Below are 14088 nucleotides of genomic sequence, written 5' to 3'. Positions count from 1 at the left end.
GCATGATCCTCGGTCTTGGTTCGGACCTGTGCAATATCGAGCGGATCCAGGCCTCGCTCGACCGGTTCGGCGCCCGGTTCGAGGCGCGCGCCTTTACCGAGGTGGAACTGGCCAAGGCGGCGAAGCGGCCCCACAATTACGCCGCCACGCTCGCCAAGCGCTTTGCGGCCAAGGAAGCATTTTCCAAGGCCGTCGGAACCGGCTTCAAGCGTGGGGTGTTCCTGAAGGACATCGGCGTCGTCAACGCACCTTCGGGTGCGCCGACGCTGGCGCTTACCGGGGGTGCGAAGGCCAGGCTTGACGCCATCACCCCGCCGGGCCACGTCGCCAGGGTACATCTCACCCTGACCGACGATCATCCCTGGGCATTCGCCATGGTGATGATCGAGGCGCTGCCGATGGGAGGGGGCGCATGACGGGCGAAGAATTGGCGTTGGATCGCGAGGAACAGCCGGCCGCAGCGGCACCTGCGGAAAAAGGCACCGACTGGTGGGCGGAAATCCGCGGGGTGCTGTGGCTGGTACTGGCGGTACTCGCCTTCCACAGCCTGGTCGCCAAGCCCTTTTACATTCCGTCGGAATCGATGCTGCCCAATCTGCGCATCGGCGACCGGCTGATCGTGACCAAATATCCCTATGGCTATTCGTTCGTCACGCCGACCTTCCATTTGTTGCCGCCCATCCATGGCCGGCTGTTCGGGCGGATGCCGCAGCGCGGCGATGTCGTGATCGTCACGCCGCCGGGGCAGGAAACCGACTATATCAAGCGCGTGATCGGCCTGCCCGGCGATACGCTGGAGGTGCGTGGCGGCGTGGTCTGGCTGAACGGCAAGCCGGTGCCGCGCCGTTCGATGGGTGAGCAACTGATCCCGATCGACGCCAATACTCGCTGCGATTCCAATCAGGAACGCGGCGGATCGCCCTTCTATCTCGGGCGCCGTGTGGCCGGTCCCGACGGCAAGGCCTATTGCCGGCTGACCATCTATCGCGAGACGCTGCCGAACGGCGCCAGCTATGACACGGCCGATCTGGGTCCGTCGGAAGGCGACAATTACGGCCCGATCCGCGTGCCCAAGGACCATGTGTTCCTGATGGGCGACAACCGCGACAACAGCGCCGACAGCCGGTTCAGCCTCGCCCAGCAGGGGCTGGGCGGGCCGGTGCCATGGGAGAATATCGGCGGCCGCGCCGAGTTCATCACTTTCTCGCTCGACGGCAGCGCCGGCTGGAACCCGCTTCGCATGCCGGGATCGGTCCGCGCCGGGCGCACTGGCCTGTCGCTCCATCCGGACCATGTGACGCCATGAGCGACGATCCGCTGCAATCCGCCCGCATCCGTGTGACGCGCGAGCCGGGGCCGAACGAAATGCGCGACCCGGCGGTACGCGCCGAGTTCAAGCGCGCAACCGTATGGTTCGCGATGGCGATCGGAGTCGCGCTGGTAGTGCTGCTGGTCCAGCCGCTGCTCATCATCTTCGGCGGCCTTGTCTTCGCTTCGATGCTCGACGGCGGCGCGCGGCTGCTCGGCCGTATCCTGCCGATTCCGCGCAGCCTGCGAATCGCCCTGGTGATCCTGCTGGTGATCGCGTTCTTTGGGCTGGTCTTCTATCGCACCGGCGTGCAGATCGCCGACCAGGCCGAACAGTTGCGCACCACGCTGGAGACGCAGGCGAACCGCTTTGCCGGCTGGCTGGGCGAACTGGGTCTGATGCCGGGCCGGTCTGACATTACCGGGCTGGTGCAGCAGGCGGTGGGGTCGCTGGGCAAGCTCACCACGGCGGTGGGAACGGCGATCGGCGCCGTCACGTCGATGGTGATGATCGTCATCCTCGGCCTGTTCGTCGCGCTGGAGCCGCGCATCTATGAGCGCGGGCTGCAATGGCTGGTGCCCCTCGATCACCGCACGCGCTTCGCGCATATGATCAGCGACATGGCGACGACGATGCGGCGCCTGCTCGCCGGCCGGCTGCTGGGCATGCTGGTCGAAGGGCTGATGACCTGGACATTCCTCAGCATCGCCGGGGTGCCGATGGCGCTGCTGCTCGGCATCATCACCGGCGTGCTCGCCTTCATTCCCAATGTCGGCGCGATCATTTCGGGCGTACTGATGGCGGCGGTGGGCTTCAGCGCCGGGCAGCAGACCGGCATCTGGGCGCTGATCATCTATTTCGGCGTGCAGAATTTCGACGGCTATGTCGTGATTCCGATGGTCGCGCGCCGCACCGTCGACCTGCCGCCGGCGCTGACCCTGTCCTCGCAGATCCTCGCGAGCACGCTGTTCGGTGTGCTCGGGCTGGCGCTGGCCGATCCGATGGTCGCGATGATCAAGGTCGCGCTGGAAAGCAACGCGAAGCAGAACGACACGGACGACGGCGAAGACGAAGCTGGGGACTGAGCGATGCTGGTGCTGCACGATTATTTCCGCTCGTCCGCGGGGTATCGGGTGCGGATTGCGCTCAACCTGAAGGGCATCGCCTATCAGCGCCGCGAGATACGGCTGCTCGAAAACCAGCAGTCGAGCCCTGAACATCTGGCGCGCAATCCGCAGGGGCTGGTGCCGGCGCTGGAGGCCGACGGTCTGATGCTCACGCAAAGCCTTGCCATCATCGACTGGCTCGATGCGCGTTATCCCGAGCCAAGGCTGATTCCCGGCGAGGCGGCGGCGCGGGTGGCGGCGCTGGCGCGGGCGATGGTTATCGGCATGGACGTCCACCCGATCAACAATCTGCGGGTGATGCGTTATCTGGAAAGCGAACTGGGTGCGGATGGCGATGCGCGCGCCGCCTGGACCGCGCACTGGATGCACCAGGGTTTTGCTGCGCTGGAGGCGTTGGCGGGCAACCATGGCGGCGACGGGCCGTTCCTGGGCGGTGCCGCGCCTGATATTTCCGATTGCTTCCTGGTGCCCCAGTTGTTCAACGCGCGCCGGTTCGGCGTGGCGCTGGATTCCTATCCGCGCCTGTTGCGTGCCGAGGCGGCGGCAACTGCGCTCGATGCCTTTGCCCGCGCCCATCCGGAGACGGTCGCTGCGGCGGGCTGAACTGCGCGGTGTCCTGCGCCATGGTCGCGGCATAACTGCCCGGGGCCTAGCCCTGCGCTATCGCCGGCGCTCTGCCACCAGCCGGTCGAACAGCGCCAGATAGTCGCCGACCGAATCTCCGTCCCAGTCCTGCGGGTCGGGGCGCGGACGCCCCGGCTGCAGCCAGTAATCGAGTGCGGCGACAAGTGCCTTGTCATCCTCGCGCGGCACCACGCTGCCCAGTTCCGGCCCGTGAATGATCTCGCGGACCGCAACGCTCGCTTCCGTCGATACCACCGGCGTCCCTTGCGACAGCGCCTCACGCAGCACGCCGGGCACGCCTTCATAGTCGGAGGTAAGCGCTGCGACCGTCGCCTGGCGGATTGCCGGCAGCGGATCGAGCGTGTGGCCCGGCATCGATACGCGCGCCGTAAGCCCCAGGCGCGCCACCTGCGCCTCGATCGCAGCCCGGGCGCTGCCCTCGCCGATCAGCAGCAGCTTGACCGTGCGGTCGGCCAGTCGGGGCAGGGCGGCAATCAGCCTGTCCCATCGCTTCTGATGCTCCAGTCGGCCGACGCCGACGATATAACGCCCCTCCGGAATCGGCGGCAGATCGGCATCGGGCAGGGGCAGTGCCGGGGGATTGGCGATGACGCTAACGCGCTCGGGCGCAATCCGCATGGCCGCAATCGTTTCCGCCGCCATTGCCGGCGTCATCGCCACGACATGGTCGAGAAAGGCGGGGTGCATCCGCAGCCAGCGGTGATAGCCCCAGCCGAACACCCGGCCGAGTTCGGGCCGCACCAGCGCGTTCGAAACCTTGCCGACGATCGGCGGTGCGGCGCCGCCCAGTTGCAGCCGGGTGGCGGCCACCACACCGGTATAGTGGTTGCCCGGGCAGAACAGGATGTCGGGGGCTGTCGCCCGGATCTTCCCGGCCAGGCGGAGCAGCGCGAGATGATAGCTGCTGCCTAGCTCGATCAGCTCCACGCCCGGCGGCAGCTCGGCGGCCAGCGGCCCGTCGGCATCGCCGATCACCAGCGTCACGCGCCGCCCATGCGCTAGCCAGCCGCGTACCAGCCGCAGCATGGCGCGCTCCACCCCGCCGCCGCGAAGCGTTTGCGCAAAAGTGAGAATATGCGCGGCTGTGGGAGGGGAGGCGGATTGGAGCATGGGGTTGCGGTTTGCCACGCTAAAGCCCAAATCGCTGCCGGAATAAACCGCAATCTGCTGGCAATCGGCCTTCCTGCGCTTCGCGCCAGGCATGGTGCCCAGACGGGACGCGGAACACGGTGTGGCTTTCTGTCTGTCCTGTCGGTGGCGCATTTGGGAACACAAGATCATGAAGGCCCTGAGGCTGCGGTGAATACGAGTATTGTAGAGGCTCCCGCGAGTGTTGCGCCGGGCCTTGCCGGGCTGGAGCCTGTAGAAAAGATCAAGCGCCGCTGGCCGATGCTGCTGGGTGGGGCATTGACCTTGCTCATGATTGTCGGGCTGGGCCGCGAATTGTTCGGCGCTGGGCTCAAGGGTCTGCAAAGTCTGCCGTCCAACCCGCTGTTCTATCTGTCCTTTGCACTCTACTATCTGGGGCCGCCGACCTTCGATTATGTCATTTTTCGCCGGCTGTGGCACATACCCCTTTCGGGAATGATCGCGCTTCACAAGAAGCGCATCTCGAACGAAGTGCTGCTCGGCTATTCGGGCGAAGCCTATTTTTATGCCTGGGCGCGGCAGCGGACCCAGATGGTGGCTGCGCCGTTCGGTGCGGTGAAGGACGTGATGATCCTGTCCGCCATCGCCGGCAACGCGGTTACGCTGGCGGTGGTCGCGATGGCGCTGCCGTTCGGCGTCGGCCTGCTCAAGCCGTCGGAATTCAACACGCTGATGGGCTCGGTGGGCGTGATCTTCGCAATGTCGCTGCCGTTCCTGATCTTTTCGAAGCGCGTCTTCTCGCTGCCGCGCGGGCAGCTGTGGTGGGTATTCGGCATCCACTGCGTGCGGATCGTCACGGGATCGGTGCTGATCGCCTTCGCCTGGCATTATGCGATGCCGCAGGTTTCGCTCGGCATATGGCTGTTGCTGGCGGCGGGGCGGCTGCTCGCGTGGCGCCTGCCGCTGGTGCCGAACAAGGAACTGCTGTTCGCCAATTTCGCGATCATGATCATCGGCCAGGACGAGGCGCTGTCGAAACTGGTGGCGGTCATCGCGGCGCTCAGCCTCGTCACCCACGTCGCCCTGATAGCAACCTTCGCCATGTTCGATCTGTTCAAGAGGAAAGAAGCATGAAGCGCTTTGCCGTTCCGGTCGCGCTCGCGTTTGCCGCGTCGGTGTTGCCGCATGCCGCCGCCGCCCAGGTTCTGGGCGAGGATGCTGCAGCCTGCACCAGCCGCCACGGGCCGGCGATCGAAGTGAATGTAGTGGGACTGAAGGACCGCACCGGCCGCCTGAAGCTGGAGCTCTATCCGGCGGATGAGGAAGATTTCCTGAAGGACGACCGCGATCTGAAGAAGGAAGGCAAGACCTTCCGGCGGATCTGGGCAAACACGCCCGCCACGGGGCCGGTGGTGATGTGCATCCGCGTACCGGCGCCCGGCCGCTATGCCGTGCTGTTCACCCATGACCGCGACGGCAAGAACAAGTTCAACTTCTGGTCCGACGGCGCGGGCTTCGTGTCAAACCAGCGGCTGGGCCGCAGCCGCCCGAAACTGCGCCAGGCGGTCATCGACGTGCCCGGCAACGGCGTTACGACGGTTACGATCAAGGCGCAGTATCTGCGTGGGCTGGGGGGGTTCGGCCCGCTTGAATAAGCACAGCGCCTGCGCCGCCTAGGGCGCCGGCGGCGTTTCGCTGGCGGCCCAGGGCGCAGCATAGACGGTGATCGGCACCGTCCCCAGCCGATACTCGCCGCGCACGCGATAGCCCAGTTGCGCCATGTGCGCCATGACGCGGGCGCGCACTTCCATCCGCTCACCGCGATAGGGCGTGCGCATCACCACGATTGCCGGACGGCGAGCGAAGATGCGGTCGACTTCTGCAAGCTGATCCACGCCGACCGCGCCGTTTTCGCGCGTGCGCGACAAATGGCTGGGAAACAGCCACGCACTCGCGGCGCAGCGGCCGGTATAGCCGTAGAGCATCGAATCGCCGCTGTGCACATAGAGGCAGCCCGGGCCGTGGCCGATGCCATCGGCCAGCGTCTGGAGCTGCGCATGACTACCGCGATGATAGGCAGCCGAAGCCGTCATTGCTTCGCCGACGATCAGCACCAGCGCCAGCAGCGCCGGCGCGACCCGGCGGCGGCCGAACTTGCTATGGGCAAACCATGCGGCGCTGCACAGGCACCCCGGCAGCATCACCGGCAGGGCATAATGGTTGAACCAGGAGCCGAACAGGACAAGCCCCGCAATCGCGCTGAGCAGCCAGCCGAACAACAGCGTCGCATCGGCAGGCGGGCGGCCTTCGCGCCGCACGCTGCGCCAGCCGAACCCGCTGACGATCAGTGCGGGCGCCAGCGCCAGCGTGACTTCGCAGAACCCGCCGAACAGTTCGAGCGGGGGATCGCTGCGGCGGTCGAGCACCGAGGCGAAGTTCGCATAGAGCCAGGCGTCGAAATGCCCGAGTGCCGCATAGATCGCGCCCGCAGCCACCGTAGGCAGCGCTGCCATGCCGGCATAGCCAAGGGCGCACAGCACAATCTGCACCGCCGTCGAACCCAGCCGATATTCGCGGTGCAGCAGCCACAGACCCAGGAAGAAGCCTTCGAACACAACCGGATATTTCACCTGCATCGCCAGGCCGATCAGCAGCATGGCCAGCAGGTTGCGGGCTATGCGGCGGCGGTCGCCGAGCAGATCGTCCGCGCGCGGCAGAATCAGCGCGACGGCCCCGGCGGTAAGCACATTGTAGAATACCGGCGCCTGCCCGCCTTGTCCGTCGGCCAGGTTGAGCATCAGGATATAGAGCAGCGCGGCGACAGAAGCGCCCGCCGCCCAGCCCACGCGCCGCGCGATCTGGGCGATCAGCAGTGCGGTTGCCACCACGCTCGCCAGCGCCATCGCCTGATAGGCGAGGATGCCCCAGCGCACCCCCAATGCAGCGGCCGGCGCGTAAACCAGAAACAGGCCGATCGGCTTGCGATCCCAGATGTCGACATAGGGGAGCGCGCCGTGCAGCATGCGTTGCGCGGCGACGAAATAGAATTGCTCGTCGACATGGACGAGCGGGTTGCCGAAGGTCACGGCGCGCGCGGCTAGCGCCACCAGCAGCAGGATCAGCCATTGCGGCAGCGCGGAGAGCCATGCGGCGCGTTCCCGATGGGCCGCCTTGGCGGTGCTTCGTTCGAGCTCGCCTGCACCGGCGATATGGCCTGTCACGCTTATTTGAACTCCCTGCGTCCGCTGGCACGGCTGCCGGACCCGAACCCCCGCTCGATGCCCCGCTGGAATAGCGGCGACGGCCATAGCGGCTGATTCGCCCGCTGTCACGAACACGCCACGAACCGGGGGCAAGCAGCGCCTGAACCAGCGACAGGGACTGCATCGCAATGAGCATTCGTATCGACCGCCGCGCCTTGATTCTCTCGGCCACCTTCGGCGCAGGGGCGCTGTCGCTGCCCGGCATCGCCCTGGCCCAGGCCTCGGCGCGGGGCTTCACCCATTCGGTCGCCAGCGGCGAGCCGGGGCCCGACACGATGCTGCTCTGGACGCGCTATGTGCCCGCCGATCGCGGCGCGGTGAAGCTGCGCGCGCAGGTCTCGGCGACCGAGGACTTCGCGCACATCGTGGCGGAAGGCTCACAGATCACCGGCCCGTGGCGCGACCATACCGCCAAGGTGACCGTGGACGGGCTGACGCCGGGCACGCGCTATTTCTATCGCTTCATCGCGCCCGACGGCAGCTTCTCGCCGGTGGGCCGCACCCGCACGCTGCCGGTGGGTGACACCAGCCGCTTCGGCATCGCGATCTTCTCCTGCTCCAACCTGCCGTTCGGCTGGTTCAACGCCTATGGCCATGCTGCGGCGCGCGACGATATCGACCTGTGGATCCATCTCGGCGATTATCTCTACGAATATAAGCAGGGCGGCTATGCACCTCCGGGCGGCGCGATCGGCGGCCGCTGGCCCGAACCGGCCGGCGAACTGATCCACCTCGCCGACTATCGCCTGCGCTATGCCAGCTATCGCAGCGATCCCGATCTGCAGGCGCTGCACGCGGCCAAGCCGATGCTGATCCAGTGGGACGATCACGAAAGCGCGAACGACAGCTGGGAAGGCGGCGCCGAAAACCACCAGCCCGACAGCGAAGGCGACTGGAGCGCGCGCAAGGCCGCCGCCATGCAGGTGTTCCGCGAATGGATGCCCGTGTCGGAAACGCCCTGGGGCACCTATGACATCGGCACGCTTGCAACCTTCTTCCGCACCGAAAGCCGGCTGCTGGCGCGCACCGAGCAGCCGGACATCGCGCCGCTGTTCAAGGAGGCCGATCCGGCGAAGGCGCTCAAGGCGTTCCGCGACGGGGCCTGGCAGGATCCGGCTGCGACGATGCTCGGCACCGAGCAGGAAGTGTGGCTCGACCATGCCATGCGCCGCTCGGTAAAGGCGGGGCAGCGCTGGCAGGTGGTCGGCTTCGGCACGATCATGGGCAACACCGTCACCCCGCCCGAGGCGATGTCCTGGCTGTCGCCCGATGCCAATCCGCGCGCCAGGGCCTATATCCAGGCGGGGATCATGGCGGGCAAGTTCGGCCTGCCGTTCAACTATGACAATTGGGGCGGCTATCCTGCTGCTCGCGCCCGTTTCCTCAAATCCTCGCAGGCGATGGGCGCCAATCTGCTGGTGGTGTGCGGCGACAGCCACAATGCCTGGGCGTTCGACCTGGCGCAGGACGGCAAGCCCGCGGGCGTCGAGTTCGCCGGCCACAGCGTCACCTCGCCCGGCTACGAATCGGCGACCCGCACTGACCCCAAGGTCGTCGCCGCCGCGCTGGTCAAGACGAACCCCGAGCTCAAATGGTGCGACACCAGCCGTCGCGGCTATATGGCGCTGACCCTCACGCCGGATCAGGCGCGCAATGACTGGCTGTTCGTGGACACCCTCACCGAACGGCGGCCGGCGGCAGGCGTCGGCTATAGCGCGACGGTCGCGCGTGGCCGCAACGTGATGGCCTGAACGATACTGCCCCCGGTGGCCCGGGGGCAGGCCTGTCGTCAGATGTCCTGCACCAGCCGGCCGTAGAGTTCCGGCCGGCGATCGCGGAAGAAGCCGAAGGCGGCGCGGTGTCGCTTGACCCGATCGATATCGAGCGTGGCGGTGATCACGCCTTCTTCGGCCCGGTCCAGCTCGGCGAGGATGTCGCCGCGCTCGTCGGCAATGAAGCTGGTGCCGTAAAAGGTCTGGCCATGTTCGGTGCCGACGCGGTTGGCGGCGATCACCGGCACGACGTTCGACACGGCATGGCCCACCATGGCACGCCGCCACAGCCGCGCAGTGTCGAGGCTCTCGTCATGCGGCTCGTTGCCGATCGCCGTGGGGTAGAACAGCAGTTCCGCCCCCATCAGCATCATCGCGCGCGCGGTTTCGGGGTACCATTGGTCCCAGCAGATGCCGACGCCGATCTTCGCGGCCGGGCCGTCCCAAACCTTGAAGCCGGTGTTGCCGGGCCGGAAATAGAATTTCTCCTCATAGCCCGGTCCGTCCGGGATATGGCTCTTGCGATAGACGCCCGAGACCTTGCCGTCGGGGCCGATCATCGCGAGGCTGTTATAGTGGTGCGGCCCGTCCGCTTCGAAGAAGCTGGTCGGGATGTGGATGCCCAGTTCGGCGGCCAGCGCCTGCATCGCCAGAACCGCCTTGTGCTCGCCGACCGGCTTGGCGGTGGCGAACAGGCTTTCGTCCTCGACGCGGCAGAAATATTCGCCCTCGAACAATTCGGGGGGCAGCACCACCTGCGCACCGCGCGCTGCCGCCTCGCGCACCATTTCGGACACGCGGGCGATGTTCGCGTCGATGTCGTTCGAAAAGGCGAGCTGGAGCGCGCCGACAGTGATCTCGGTCATCAAAGTCCTCAGAGCGTGATGCCGAAGCGGGCCAGTGCCGCCGCGGTCAGAAAATAGAGCAGGATGGTCATCCCGATACCGGCGAACAGCGCCGGTGCGAAACTGGTGCCCGACCGCAACAGCACCGGCACCAGCAGGAACATGGGAAGCGACGGCAGCACATACCAGAAGGTGGCCTGCAGATGATCGGCAACCCGCACCGGATCGCGCGTGTCGCGCCACAGCCACAGCACGCCGAGCAGCGAAATCAGCGGCAGCGATGCCACCAGTGCTCCGAACGCCGGGCTGCGCCGGGCGAGCATCGCGACCGCCGCGACGATCATCCCGGACAGCAGCGCGCGGACGACGAAGGCGGTCATGCCCGGGTCGGTATCTGCTGCGAAATACAGTGGAAGCTGCCGCCACCGGTCAGGATATGGTCGGCGCGCTGGCCGACGATGGTGCGGCCGGGGAAAATGCCCTTCAGCGTTTCGACAGCGGCTTCGTCATGGGCCTGGCCATATAGCGGCACGACGACGGCGGCATTGCCGATGTAGAAATTCATGTAGCTCGCCGGGATCACTTCATCGTCGGCGATCACCCGGCCGGGCGAAGGCATGCGGACCAGCTCGACGCCGAAGGCGCGGGCGCGGTCGGCGGCATCCTGATAGACGCGCCAGTTGGGGTCGTTCTCGGCCGGCTCCGGGATCAGCAGCCGGTTGGGGCCGACGAAGCGGGCGAGATTGTCGACATGCCCGTCGGTATGGTCGTTGAGCAGCCCGTTGCCGAGCCACAGCACCCGGTCATAGCCTAGATCGGCCGCGAGCCGCGCCTCGATCGCGTCGCGGGCCAGGCCGGGGTTGCGATTGGGGTTCAGCAGGCATTGCTCGGTGGTGACGCACAGGCCGGTGCCGTCGCCGTCGATCGCGCCGCCTTCCAGGATCCAGTCATGCACCAGCGCGTCCATCCCGTACCGGGCAGCCAGCCGGGCGCCGATATCGTCGTCGCCTTCCAGATCATATTTGCCGCCCCAGCCGTTGAAGCCGAAGTCGTGCGCGGCGCCCGCGCCATCGAGGATCGCGGCGGTGTCGCGCAGCCAGATGTCGCCGAACGGTTCGGTGACGATCTTGGCCGTGTTGCCCGCAAGCGCTGTGGCGGCAGCCGCCGCTTCAGCATCGGCGGCGACCAGAATCACCTGTTCGCCCTTGCCACCGGCGTGAACGGCGCGGGCAAAGGCAACGACTTCGGCGCGGACGGGCTCCAGATCGTCGAGCCAGAGATCGCCATGGCTGGGAAAACCGATCCAGACCGCATCGTGCGGCGCCCATTCGGGGGGAGGGGTAATGGTCATGGGGCCGCCCTTAGCGTCATCGGGTTACAGGTAAAAGGCTGCGGCCGCGTCGCATCGGCGCGGGCTATTGCCCGGCGCGCGACGCGTCGCGGACCGCGCGGAATTCTGCGTTCTTGTACCAGTTCGGCCAGGCATTGCCGTCCGCCAGCGCGCGGCCCAGGCCATAATAGACGCGCAGGTCGGACAGCGCGCCGTCCCAGTTCCATGCGGGATCATATTCGTCCTGCGGCTTGTGATAGCGGTTGGTGACATAGTCTTCGGCCGCCTTTGCGCCGGCTGCCTTGCCGCCGACCACCAGATCCTCGCCGCTTTCGCCGTAGAGCATGGGGACGCCCAGCTTGGCGAAGCTGAAATGATCGGAACGGTAATAGCTGCCCTTTTCCGGCGTCGGCTCCAACCCGATCACCCGGCCTTCGGCGGCGACGAACGGCTTCACCATATCCTCGATTTCGGACTTGCCCGCGCCGACCAGCACGAAGTCCTTCGCCTTGCCGACGATGTTCAGTCCATCCATGTTCACGCCGCCAACGGTCTTCGCCAGCGGATAGACGGGGTGTTCGGCATAATATTGCGAGCCGATCAGCCCCTGTTCCTCGGCAGTGACCGACAGGAAGACGATGCTCCGCTTTGCCGGCCCGGCCTTTGCCTGCGCCTCGGCCAGGGCGACCAGACCGGCAGTGCCGGTCGCGTTGTCGACCGCGCCGTTGCAGATGTCGTCGCCCTTGACCGGCTTGCAATGACCCAGATGATCCCAATGCGCGGAGTAGAGCACGACTTCGTCCGGGCGCTCGGTGCCGGGCAGGATGCCGATCACGTTCTTCGATGCCTGGCGCTTGATGCCGAGGTCGAACGAGGCCGACGCACGCATGCCCAGCGATACTGCCTTGAAGCCCTTGTGCTTTGCCGCCTCGACCAGGGCCGCGTAATCCTTGCCCGCACTGGCGAACAAGGTGCGGGCGGCGTCTTGCTGGATCCAGCCGATCAGTTGCGACTGGTCGAGATGGTCGCCGGGCGTATCCTGTTCCAGCTTGGGGCCGCCCCAGCTGCTTTCCACCACGCCCCAGCCATAGGCGGCCGGTTCGGTATCATGGATGATGATCGCGGCAGCGGCGCCTTGCCGGGCCGCTTCCTCGTACTTGTACGTCCAGCGGCCATAATAGGTCATCGCCCGGCCGCCGAACGGCCCGTCGAGCGTCATCGTCTGCCAGTCGGGGTCGTTGATCAGGATGACGACCGTCTTCCCCTTCACATCGAGGCCGGCATAGTCGTTCCAGCCACGCTCCGGCGCGTTGATGCCATAGCCGACGAACACCATCTCGCTGTTCTGAAGCGCGATATGGGGGGCGACGCGGTAGCTGCTGAATACTGCCTGGCTGCCATAGGCGAGCGAAATTGGCGCCTTGCCGCCGCTGAACACGAGTTCGCTGGGGTTCTTCACCGTCAGTTCGACCAGCGGCACGTCCTGCACCCACTGGCCGTGATTGCCGGGCTGCAGCCCCGCCTTCTGGAACCGCTCGATCAGATAGGCGATCGTCTTGTCTTCGCCGGCCGTTGTCGGCTTGCGCCCCTCGAACGCGTCGGAGGACAGCGTCTGGGTGACGGACTTCAGGGTGTCGAGCGAAAGGGCAGGTGCTGTGGTCTGGGCCTGAGCGGCGGTGGACGTCAGCAAAGCAAGGGCGAGCAGCGAACGGCGCATGGAAATCCTCCTGTTGTCCTCGTTGTGCCGAGTCCGTTCGCGCGGGTCCAGCACAACGAAAAAGGGCGGCCCCGAAGGACCGCCCCGTTTCCTGTTTCCGAACGGAAGCCGAAGCTTAGCGCGAATAGAATTCGACGACGAGGTTCGGTTCCATCTTCACCGGGTACGGCACTTCGTCGAGCGTCGGCACGCGGGTGAAGGTGACCTTGGCGGCGCCGTCCGCCACCACATAGTCGGGGATGTCGCGCTCGGCGAGGCTCTGCGCTTCCATCACCAGCGCCATTTCCTGCGCCTTGCTGCTCAGGCTGATTTCCTGGCCCGGCTTGATGCGGCGCGAACCGATGTTACACTTCTCGCCATCGACGCGGATGTGGCCGTGGTTGACGAGCTGGCGGGCGGCGAAGATCGTCGGCGCGAACTTGGCGCGATAAACGATCATGTCGAGGCGCTGTTCGAGCAGGCCGATCAGGTTCTGACCGGTGTCGCCCTTCATGCGCGACGCGTCTTCGTACGAGCGCTTGAATTGCTTCTCGGTGATGTCGCCGTAATAGCCCTTCAGCTTCTGCTTGGCGCGTAGCTGGATGCCGAAGTCCGACATCTTGCCCTTGCGGCGCTGGCCGTGCTGGCCGGGGCCATATTCGCGCTTGTTCACCGGGGACTTGGGACGACCCCAGATGTTTTCGCCCATGCGGCGATCGAGCTTATGCTTGGCGCTGGAGCGCTTCGACATCGTAATTCCTTACCAATTGCGTTGACGTTGACCCGGGCGGCGAACCGTCCTGATCGCGATCCCGGTTTCGCCTGTGCCGTTTCGCGTGAGAGAAAGGGCGCAGGGCCACCGCTTCACCGGGGTGCGGGGCCAATTGCGAAGCGGCGCGCCTAGCGGGGGTGGGGGCTGGAGTCAAGCGCTGGCAAATCACCCTCACCCTTCCGCGGCTTCGCCGCTCCCTCCCTCTCCCAAGGGGAGAGGGAGGGGCCCGCCGCCGAAGGC

At 66.3% G+C, this 14088-nt stretch carries 14 protein-coding genes; 7 read left to right on the top strand and 7 right to left on the bottom strand.

Annotated elements, in window-relative coordinates; all coding sequences use genetic code 11:
* The first annotated feature begins 2 nt into the window (after positions 1–2).
* The 4 genes from acpS to maiA are packed head-to-tail and all read left to right on the top strand — an operon-like array spanning position 3 to position 3039.
* Positions 3–416 carry a holo-ACP synthase gene (acpS, locus tag ACT53M_RS04710; protein WP_476231811.1) on the top strand — a complete coding sequence of 138 codons (414 nt, stop codon included), beginning with the start codon at positions 3–5 and terminating at the stop codon, positions 414–416.
* A complete protein-coding gene (lepB, locus tag ACT53M_RS04705) occupies positions 413–1306 on the top strand; it encodes a signal peptidase I (protein ID WP_476231809.1) in 894 nt (297 codons plus the stop codon). Before acpS ends, lepB begins: the two co-directional genes overlap by 4 nt.
* The gene (locus tag ACT53M_RS04700; protein ID WP_476231807.1) at positions 1303–2394 is read left to right on the top strand and encodes an AI-2E family transporter; all 1092 of its coding nucleotides are present in this window, start codon (positions 1303–1305) and stop codon (positions 2392–2394) included. Before lepB ends, ACT53M_RS04700 begins: the two co-directional genes overlap by 4 nt.
* 3 nt (positions 2395–2397) lie before the next feature.
* Positions 2398–3039: a maleylacetoacetate isomerase gene (gene maiA, locus ACT53M_RS04695; RefSeq protein WP_476231806.1), complete on the top strand. Its 642-nt coding sequence runs from the start codon at positions 2398–2400 to the stop codon at positions 3037–3039.
* A 57-nt stretch (positions 3040–3096) separates the two neighbouring features.
* Here maiA and ACT53M_RS04690 read toward each other — a convergent pair whose 3' ends face one another.
* Entirely contained in the window at positions 3097–4191 is a 1095-nt protein-coding gene (locus tag ACT53M_RS04690) for a glycosyltransferase (protein WP_476232395.1), read from the bottom strand.
* A 189-nt stretch (positions 4192–4380) separates the two neighbouring features.
* On the opposite strand from ACT53M_RS04690, the gene ACT53M_RS04685 reads away from it, so the two are divergent.
* Positions 4381–5304, top strand: coding sequence for a hypothetical protein (locus ACT53M_RS04685; protein WP_476231804.1), 924 nt, complete (start codon positions 4381–4383; stop codon positions 5302–5304).
* On the top strand, positions 5301–5825 hold the full coding sequence (locus ACT53M_RS04680) for a DUF2141 domain-containing protein (RefSeq protein WP_476231802.1): 525 nt from the start codon (positions 5301–5303) through the stop codon (positions 5823–5825). Before ACT53M_RS04685 ends, ACT53M_RS04680 begins: the two co-directional genes overlap by 4 nt.
* Before the next feature lie 18 nt (positions 5826–5843).
* On the opposite strand, the gene ACT53M_RS04675 is transcribed toward ACT53M_RS04680, so the two are convergent.
* Complete coding sequence (locus tag ACT53M_RS04675; protein WP_476231801.1) at positions 5844–7391, bottom strand: hypothetical protein; 1548 nt, start codon at positions 7389–7391, stop codon at positions 5844–5846.
* 170 nt (positions 7392–7561) lie between these two features.
* Here ACT53M_RS04675 and ACT53M_RS04670 point away from each other — a divergent pair, with 170 nt between their 5' ends.
* Positions 7562–9184 carry an alkaline phosphatase D family protein gene (locus ACT53M_RS04670; RefSeq protein WP_476231799.1) on the top strand — a complete coding sequence of 541 codons (1623 nt, stop codon included), beginning with the start codon at positions 7562–7564 and terminating at the stop codon, positions 9182–9184.
* A gap of 38 nt (positions 9185–9222) precedes the next feature.
* Here ACT53M_RS04670 and aguB read toward each other — a convergent pair whose 3' ends face one another.
* The 5 genes from aguB to rpsD form a co-directional block, all read right to left on the bottom strand.
* Positions 9223–10071, bottom strand: a complete 849-nt coding sequence (gene aguB, locus ACT53M_RS04665) for an N-carbamoylputrescine amidase (protein WP_476231797.1) — start codon at positions 10069–10071, stop codon at positions 9223–9225.
* 8 nt (positions 10072–10079) lie between these two features.
* Positions 10080–10430 carry a DUF3147 family protein gene (locus ACT53M_RS04660; protein WP_476231795.1) on the bottom strand — a complete coding sequence of 117 codons (351 nt, stop codon included), beginning with the start codon at positions 10428–10430 and terminating at the stop codon, positions 10080–10082.
* Positions 10427–11401, bottom strand: a complete 975-nt coding sequence (locus ACT53M_RS04655; RefSeq protein WP_476231794.1) for an agmatine deiminase family protein — start codon at positions 11399–11401, stop codon at positions 10427–10429. The genes ACT53M_RS04660 and ACT53M_RS04655 overlap by 4 nt, the downstream gene beginning before the upstream one ends.
* A 64-nt stretch (positions 11402–11465) precedes the next feature.
* Positions 11466–13097 carry a M28 family metallopeptidase gene (locus tag ACT53M_RS04650; RefSeq protein WP_476231793.1) on the bottom strand — a complete coding sequence of 544 codons (1632 nt, stop codon included), beginning with the start codon at positions 13095–13097 and terminating at the stop codon, positions 11466–11468.
* A gap of 115 nt (positions 13098–13212) precedes the next feature.
* A complete protein-coding gene (rpsD, locus tag ACT53M_RS04645; RefSeq protein ID WP_476231792.1) occupies positions 13213–13827 on the bottom strand; it encodes a 30S ribosomal protein S4 in 615 nt (204 codons plus the stop codon).
* Positions 13828–14088 lie beyond the last annotated feature (261 nt).

The organism is Sphingomonas sp. DMC6 (assembly GCF_056314225.1).
Note: the sequence above shows the minus strand (reverse complement) of the source record. Positions and strands in the feature narration are given on the sequence as shown.

Excerpts from the sequence above, each read along its gene's own strand:
- acpS (WP_476231811.1), top strand. The coding sequence starts at position 3 with ATGATCCTCGGTCTTGGTTCGGACCTGTGCAATATCGAGCGGATCCAG.
- ACT53M_RS04690 (WP_476232395.1), bottom strand. The coding sequence starts at position 4,191 with ATGCTCCAATCCGCCTCCCCTCCCACAGCCGCGCATATTCTCACTTTT.
- ACT53M_RS04655 (WP_476231794.1), bottom strand. The coding sequence starts at position 11,401 with ATGACCATTACCCCTCCCCCCGAATGGGCGCCGCACGATGCGGTCTGG.
- ACT53M_RS04680 (WP_476231802.1), top strand. The coding sequence starts at position 5,301 with ATGAAGCGCTTTGCCGTTCCGGTCGCGCTCGCGTTTGCCGCGTCGGTG.
- ACT53M_RS04670 (WP_476231799.1), top strand. The coding sequence starts at position 7,562 with ATGAGCATTCGTATCGACCGCCGCGCCTTGATTCTCTCGGCCACCTTC.
- lepB (WP_476231809.1), top strand. The coding sequence starts at position 413 with ATGACGGGCGAAGAATTGGCGTTGGATCGCGAGGAACAGCCGGCCGCA.
- maiA (WP_476231806.1), top strand. The coding sequence starts at position 2,398 with ATGCTGGTGCTGCACGATTATTTCCGCTCGTCCGCGGGGTATCGGGTG.
- ACT53M_RS04650 (WP_476231793.1), bottom strand. The coding sequence starts at position 13,097 with ATGCGCCGTTCGCTGCTCGCCCTTGCTTTGCTGACGTCCACCGCCGCT.
- ACT53M_RS04660 (WP_476231795.1), bottom strand. The coding sequence starts at position 10,430 with ATGACCGCCTTCGTCGTCCGCGCGCTGCTGTCCGGGATGATCGTCGCG.
- ACT53M_RS04700 (WP_476231807.1), top strand. The coding sequence starts at position 1,303 with ATGAGCGACGATCCGCTGCAATCCGCCCGCATCCGTGTGACGCGCGAG.
- rpsD (WP_476231792.1), bottom strand. The coding sequence starts at position 13,827 with ATGTCGAAGCGCTCCAGCGCCAAGCATAAGCTCGATCGCCGCATGGGC.
- aguB (WP_476231797.1), bottom strand. The coding sequence starts at position 10,071 with ATGACCGAGATCACTGTCGGCGCGCTCCAGCTCGCCTTTTCGAACGAC.